This window comes from Bacteroides sp. 224 (assembly GCF_010500995.1).
Taxonomy (GTDB): domain Bacteria; phylum Bacteroidota; class Bacteroidia; order Bacteroidales; family Bacteroidaceae; genus Bacteroides.
In genome coordinates this window covers 98,120-105,308 of sequence record NZ_QVMK01000005.1, presented here as the reverse complement: position 1 = coordinate 105,308, position 7,189 = coordinate 98,120, and the positions used below count along the sequence as shown (strand labels likewise).

At 39.0% G+C, this 7,189-nt stretch carries 5 protein-coding genes; all 5 read right to left on the bottom strand.

Annotation, left to right across the window (positions count from 1 at the left end; genetic code table 11):
* Window positions 1–320 precede the first annotated feature (320 nt).
* On the bottom strand, window positions 321–1,535 hold the full coding sequence (locus D0T60_RS05095; RefSeq protein WP_163217070.1) for an IS256 family transposase: 1,215 nt from the start codon (window positions 1,533–1,535) through the stop codon (window positions 321–323).
* Between the two features lie 94 nt (window positions 1,536–1,629).
* Window positions 1,630–2,529, bottom strand: a complete 900-nt coding sequence (locus tag D0T60_RS05090) for a glycoside hydrolase family 25 protein (protein WP_163217069.1) — start codon at window positions 2,527–2,529, stop codon at window positions 1,630–1,632.
* Window positions 2,530–2,622: 93 nt separating this feature from the next.
* Window positions 2,623–4,269: a diphosphate--fructose-6-phosphate 1-phosphotransferase gene (locus tag D0T60_RS05085; RefSeq protein ID WP_163217068.1), complete on the bottom strand. Its 1,647-nt coding sequence runs from the start codon at window positions 4,267–4,269 to the stop codon at window positions 2,623–2,625.
* Window positions 4,270–4,425: 156 nt separating this feature from the next.
* On the bottom strand, window positions 4,426–5,670 hold the full coding sequence (locus tag D0T60_RS05080; RefSeq protein ID WP_163217067.1) for an aspartyl protease family protein: 1,245 nt from the start codon (window positions 5,668–5,670) through the stop codon (window positions 4,426–4,428).
* 8 nt (window positions 5,671–5,678) lie between these two features.
* Window positions 5,679–7,079 carry a TlpA disulfide reductase family protein gene (locus D0T60_RS18990; RefSeq protein ID WP_163217066.1) on the bottom strand — a complete coding sequence of 467 codons (1,401 nt, stop codon included), beginning with the start codon at window positions 7,077–7,079 and terminating at the stop codon, window positions 5,679–5,681.
* Window positions 7,080–7,189 lie beyond the last annotated feature (110 nt).

Genomic DNA, 7,189 nt, shown 5'->3' with positions numbered 1-7,189 from the left:
TGTCTGTATATGCTTCGTTGCTTATAAAGTATATAAGGAGTTAGAACGACTCATAAAGGAAAAGAAGATTCCTTTGAGTGTTGATAAAGTATTGGACATGGGAGCGTAAATTAAACTGTGTCAGCGCTTCGCTTTCACTTTAAAATATCAGGTTTTTCATATCCTTTTCTCATTCAATGGGTAATGAGGAACCTGAGTTTTGTTGGTAAAAACGGTTAGGGGTCGATCCCCTAATCGTTTTTGTTTCAATGGTACAAAGTATCACCATCGTTTTGTTGGTTTTACAAATCTACTAAATAATGCGGATATTTTAAATTTGGCTAAAACAATTTAAACCTCTCAGGATATAAAATAGCCAGTTGTTGTGCTGTTTTCCCCCAGTTAGCTAGTGGCATAGTCCATTTTTTGCGTATGTTCCGATAGGCTAAATAGACCAGTTTCTCTAACGCTGTATCATTAGTAAATACACCTTTGTTTTTAGTCACTTTCCTGATTTGCCGATGATACCCCTCTACGGTATTTGTGGTGTAAATCATTCTCCTAATGCCATCAGAGTACTGGAAGTAAGCAGAGAGTTTGTCCCAGTTATCACGCCAAGACTTGATGACGATAGGATAATCCTCTCCCCATTTAAGTTCCAGATTGTCTAATTCAACTTCTGCCTGCTCCTTGCTAACAGCTTGGTAAACCAATTTGAGGTCTTTCATAAAAACCTTTTGATTTTTACTGGCAACATACTTTATGGAGTTTCGTATTTGATGAACAATACAGCTTTGGACGGTGGTCTCCGGGAAAACGCTTTTGATAGCATCTGAAAAACCAGTCAGGTTATCTGTACAGGCGATAAGAATGTCCTTTACCCCACGAGATTGTATGTCAGAGAGACAAGATAACCAAAAATTGGCACCTTCACTTTTGGAGATGTACATACCCAGTAGATCTTTATATCCATCAGGGCTGATGCCGATAATATTATAAATAGCTCTAGTTACAGGACGATTCTTCTCGTCCATAACTTTGTAATGGATAGCATCCATCCAAACAATTGCGTATACATTTTCCAAAGGGCGAGAACGCCAGGCTTGTATCTCGGGAAGAACACGATCAGTGATCGAACTGATAGTTTCAGCAGAAACTCGATTACCCAAATTCTCTTCCATCCAGTCACTGATCTCACGGGTACTATTACCCAAAGCATATAAACCAATGATACGGTCGGAAACTCCGTCTGCCAATATACGTTCACGCTTTTTGATAAATTCAGGCTCAAAAGTGGATTCTCGATCACGAGGGGTATGAACGGTTACCTCGCCAAGAGGAGTCTGAACCTGTTTAGAGGTATAACCATTCCGACGGTTGCCCAAGGAACGTTCTTGCTCATCCATGTGAGCATCCATTTCACCTTCTAAGGCTGCATTGAGAATACTTTCCAATAAGGGGGCAAAAGCACCGTCTTTACCTAATAAAGACTTACCGGACTTCAATTGCTCTAAAGCCTTGGTCTTAATACTGTCAAAATCAAATTCTTCTTTCATAAAAAACTGTGTGAGTAAAGTTAATAATTTATTCTTTACTGACACAGTTTAGATTACAGTCTCGAATTAACTCAAAACACTTACAATAAAGCTTCTATTTATTCTGTTTTTCAAGCCCGGGTCGCCTGCCGGAAGCACTAATTGTCAGCCCTTGCAACTCCTTCAATGTTCCGTTGAAAACGTTCAAATCTACAGCTTCTTTAATGCCGGGCACACGTCCTACATCTGAATGTTGCCAGAAATTCCATTTACCCTCATAATGTACGGAATCAACATAATAATGAGCAATCCAATAAGGATAGGTATTGAACAGAGAATCATTCAGGTATTTCATCTTGAATTTATAAGAGGCGTAAATAATGGGCTTCACTCCATAATGAGTTTCTACCTCTTTAAGCCATAACTTTACACCTTCCTGCAATTCCTCTTTGCTCTTATTGCCTGTTATTTCCACATCTAATACAGGAGGCAAATCGCCATTCTTTAACTGAACGGTACGAATAAAGAAATTGGCCTGCTTTAAAGCGTCTGTTTTAGGTATATAAAAATGATAAGCCCCTCTAATAAGCCCTTGCCTGCGCGCCATATCAAAGTTCCGGTGAAAAGTACTATCGCACAAATCACCTCCTTCGGTTGCCTTCATAAAAGCAAAACGAATGGGATGAGCGGCACTTTGATTTGTGTCCAGCTGTGCCCAGTCAACCTCGCCTTGATAATGAGATATGTCTATACCATGCACCAAGTATCCATACGGCATACACACTCCATACGCTTTCTGACCACGACAAGGCTTCCATCGGTAAGAATAAGGACGAATAAAGAAATAGTAAAAAACAGAAATAAAAAGAAATACAATAGTTACAGCGATTATATTCCGCACCCAGTTTGGCATATCACGGGCAGCAGTTTTCTTCTTTCGCTTTCGAGTAGTATTAGTGCGACGGGAAGATAAGGCAGGTTTCTTGCGCGATTTAATCGCTTTTCGAGGAGGCATGGTTAAAGAGTCAGGAGTTAAAAGAAGTTAGGAGTTAAAGAAGTTATAGGTATATAAGTAATCTATTCTTTAACTCCTTTAACTCCTTATTTATTATTTAGCTTGCTCTAACTGCAATGTTTTAGTAGGTTGATCGCAAACCTCGGTTGGACCAAAATACTGGATAGGACCCGGATATACATAGTCTGTATTAACAGCCCATTCATCACGTTTTGCTGCGAATGTTTTAAATGGAGCACCATCCAATTTCACCAATGCTTTCTGAATAACCGGTTTCATTTCGCCGTGGCGACGTTCCATATTCATCATCATAGTGATAGGCACACCACCTGCAATCCATTGTTCGGCAGGAGCTGTTGTATTACGTACGGAAGACATATATCCTGTCTTGCCATTAGCAATCAACAAAGAAGCTGTATAACCCAATGAGTAGCAATAATCGGCATCATAGTTAGATGGAGCAGCACAACGTCCCTCATAACCAAAGAAGTGATGTTGAGCAGCAAACTTACCTACAAACTTACCTTCTTCTTTCCACTTAGCAAGTTTAGTAGCTACCATTTCCGACAACAGTTTTTCTGTTTCGATTAATGATACCTGCACATTTCCGTGTGGGTCGCGATCCAGTGTTAACTGACGGGCAACACCTTCCGGAAGACTTGCATACACATCTGCATTTTCTTTAGAAAGCTTAGAGATAATATATTCGCGTTGGTGAGATTTCTTAATGTGCGAGAACTCATCGGCATTGTGAGCAAGGAAGTCGTTTAGTTCGGAAATCAATCTTTTCATAGCCGGAATAAACTCAACCAAGCCTTCGGGAATCAATACAGTACCAAAGTTATTACCTTGAGCAGCACGGTTGGCAACTGCCTGAGCAACGTAAGTCACCACATCATCTAATGACATATTCTTTGCTTCTACTTCCTCTGAAACGATACATACATTAGGTTGCACCTGAAGCGCACATTCCAAAGCGATGTGAGAAGCCGAGCGTCCCATCAATTTAATGAAGTGCCAGTATTTGCGAGCTGAGTTACAGTCACGTTGAATATTACCAATTACTTCTGAGTACACTTTACATGCTGTATCAAAACCAAATGAAGTTTCAATCATTTCATTCTTCAAGTCACCGTCAATAGTCTTAGGGCAACCGATTACTTGTATGCCATAGTTTTTAGCTGCATAGTATTCAGCCAACACACAAGCATTTGTGTTAGAGTCATCTCCTCCGATAATTACCAATGCTTTGATACCCAGCTTCTTCAAGATCTCGTAACCTTTTTCAAACTGTTCGGCAGTTTCTAATTTAGTACGACCTGAACCGATGATATCAAACCCACCGGTATTACGATATTCGTCAATAATATCGCTTGTCAGTTCCATATAGTTGTGATCTACTAAACCACCCGGACCTAAGATGAAACCATACAACTTGCTATCTTTGTTCAGCGTTTTAATACCATCGAAGATACCTGAAATTACATTATGTCCACCGGGAGCTTGTCCACCGGAAAGTATTACTCCTACATTAACAGCAGGAAGATTTGCTGCCTCCTTTGATTCTACAAACTGAATCAACGGCATACCATAAGTGTTAGGAAATAATTTTTGAATGGCTTCTTGGTCGGCTACTGATTGTGTAGCATCTCCTTCGGATACTTTTACTGAGCCTCTTAATGCTTTAGGAAGTTTTGGCTGATAGTCAGCCCTTGCAATCTGCAATGCACTTTTTGTCATCTTTCTATCTATTTTTAAAGGTGTTTAGTTCGTATTTCAATTAAAACGGAACAAATTTCGCCTTTTTTTTTCAGATATGAAAGACTTATGAGTTGAAAGTTGAGAATTGAAAATTGAGAGTTACGATGCCGCATAGTAACTCTCAACTCTCAATTCTCAATTTTTAATTAAATCAAACAAGTGTACTTCGTTTTTCAGCAAATCAATTACGATATTAAATTTACTGAAGAAGCCTACGCCCAGCGAGCCATCCGGAAGTGTTTTGTTTTTATTACTTGGTCCGGCTTGTAGAGTGACGGGGATGTCTTTATCTACAAAATCATCACCTAAAAGAAATTCGTGTGCTTTACCATTGTACACAGGGGTAACAATTCCTAAGCTCATCGTAGAAGCTTGCGATTCGGGCTTAAACCCGGATAGTAGCAGTCTGTTTTTACGAACGAAGTTGCTAAACATTATCAAGTAGTAGTTTGCACCCGTATCCATAATAAAGTTTCCGTTCACAACTTTATCACCTGTCAGATTTATACTACTGGGTAACAACATTAAACCATGAGGAGTTTTTACCGGTATGGTGATGTTCTTTCCTTTATATTCTCTGTTGCCGAAAGTATATAAATCAATCTGTTTAGTATCATAATTAATCGAGGTAATGTATCGTTTCACCAGGTTCAGTCCGATAATTCCATCCATTTCATGTCTTACTTTAGGGAAAAGTGCCATATTTTGGTCTTTAAGACTTAACTCTTCCGTTAAATGAACGACATTACCACTTGATATTTCAATATGCTGCTGCCCTCCCACTACATTGGCATTTTGAGAGTGGCTTACCGATATTCCCAAAGAGTCTGCCAATGATTTACGAATAGCCATACCATCGGCTCCGGTATCCAATAAAAAACGCAACGGCATATCAGACTGATTCAATTTCAGTGTCAGGTAGATAGAGCCCTCCGACACTTCGATAGGTATAGTTGCCACGTGTTTAGATTCCCAATAGCGACTGGCACCAAACAAACGATCGAAGTAATCTACAAATAAGATTTTATTATCCTTGGTAAAAGCTACCTTAGAGTTTTCTTTAGTCTGATCGCTTAAGGTAAATACAACGTCTACCACTGCTTTGCCTTCTTCCTTCTTTATTTTTTTCGAAGATAGTTCTATCGATTCTATTTCTTTATTGTTCCAGATAATATTCAGCAAGCTCTGTGCCGAAGGCCATGTATTGGTATGAACAGTAAACTCAGGAGCTACACACTGCTGAATGATGGCATGATCTTTCGCCTTCAATCCGGCAGTAAAGGTGGTCAAAGCCACCTTTACACTGTCTATATTTACTTGTGCCGATACAGCAAGCGGTAATACAGCTAATAAAATAAGAAGTTTCTTTATCTTATTCATTCCCTTACTTATTTAAGAGCATCATTCAATACGGTTCTGATTTCTGCCGAAGATGGACGCGGAGCATCTGCAAATATCAGGTTACCATCTTTGCCTACTAAGATAAAACGTGGAATACCTTTAATTTTATAAGGTCCCATCAGTTTATCATTGGCTTCTGCTCCTGCAAACAGTTGAACTCCCGGTAGGTTTTCCTGTGCCACGAAGTCTTTCCATTTTTGCATATCACCGGCTTTGTCAACGCTTACACCTATAAAGACAATGTTCTTATTATCTTTATATTCTTCTTCCAGTTTCTTTAATTCAGGAAGTTCTTTCTTACAAGGAGCACACCAGGTTGCCCATACATCTACATACACTACTTTTCCTTTGAAATCAGAAAGAGCATGCGTTTTTCCGTTGGCATCTGCAAAAGCAAAGTCAATAGCAGGATCTCCCTTTGCATTCTTTATCAAAGGAAGTCTTTCATCGGCCAATCTCTTTTTCTGAGCATCTGTTACAAGATACTTAGCATAAGAATCGATATACTGATCGAGTACCAATAATATTTTTTTGTTTTTAGAATATGCTAATACAAGCTCAGCTCTAACCATAGGATCGGCTCCATTCATCAACTCTTCATTATCAAGAATGCCGCCCTCGGGAGTAGCAGTAAGTTTGCGTTTCGTTTCATCATCAAGATCGTCTGATGTCCATATTTTCACCATCTTAAGTTGGCTCAAAAGACGCAGGCCTTCCGGATAGCTTAATATAAAAGGATCGGCTACAAACTTCTCCATATTAATAGCTCTGTAAAAATCGGGATAATCTTCTCCCTGAGGATGTGCCGGACGAGGGAGGAATAGATAAGAAGTAGCCAAATCTATAAGGTTCAACTCTTTATATTTGGCAAAAACTTCATTAAACACTTTATTTGATGTAGATTTTGCTTTATACTTCTTTATTTCTTTTTCTTGCTGTTCGAGTAAAGGAAAGTAATCTACATAAGTAGTCATTCCTGCAGAATAACGATATAGCATCGCTTCAAGCGGTGCTACAAGTTCTTCCCACCGAGCCATCTCTTTATTTTCAGGTGTATTATCTTTCCCTGTTAGTTCGTAAGTTGTATCGGTGATTTTAACGGATAGCTTATCCCCCGGCTTAAAATAGAAGTTATAGCTATGTCTTTTCGAGGTCGATAATCCAAGTGCATAAAATCCTTCTTTAGAGGGATAAAAAGCCAGAATAAAGCGACCATCTTCGCCTACTTTAGAAGATGCCAATTCTTTATAATTGCCGTTTTCAATAGCAAATAGCTTTACGTTTTCAACTTTGCCTCTTCCCCATATACCCTCTATGGTAGAGAGACTTTGCGCACTTGCCAGAGAAGTCATAATAACGAGTGCCAAACTTAAAAATACTTTTTTCATATCAGAGTAATTTGTTGTTTTATACTTTTACAGTATCAAGGTTATACAAATATTTTCGTTCAATTAAGTCTATAAAAGCGTTACACCTTAGATCTCTATGTAAGCTTTGC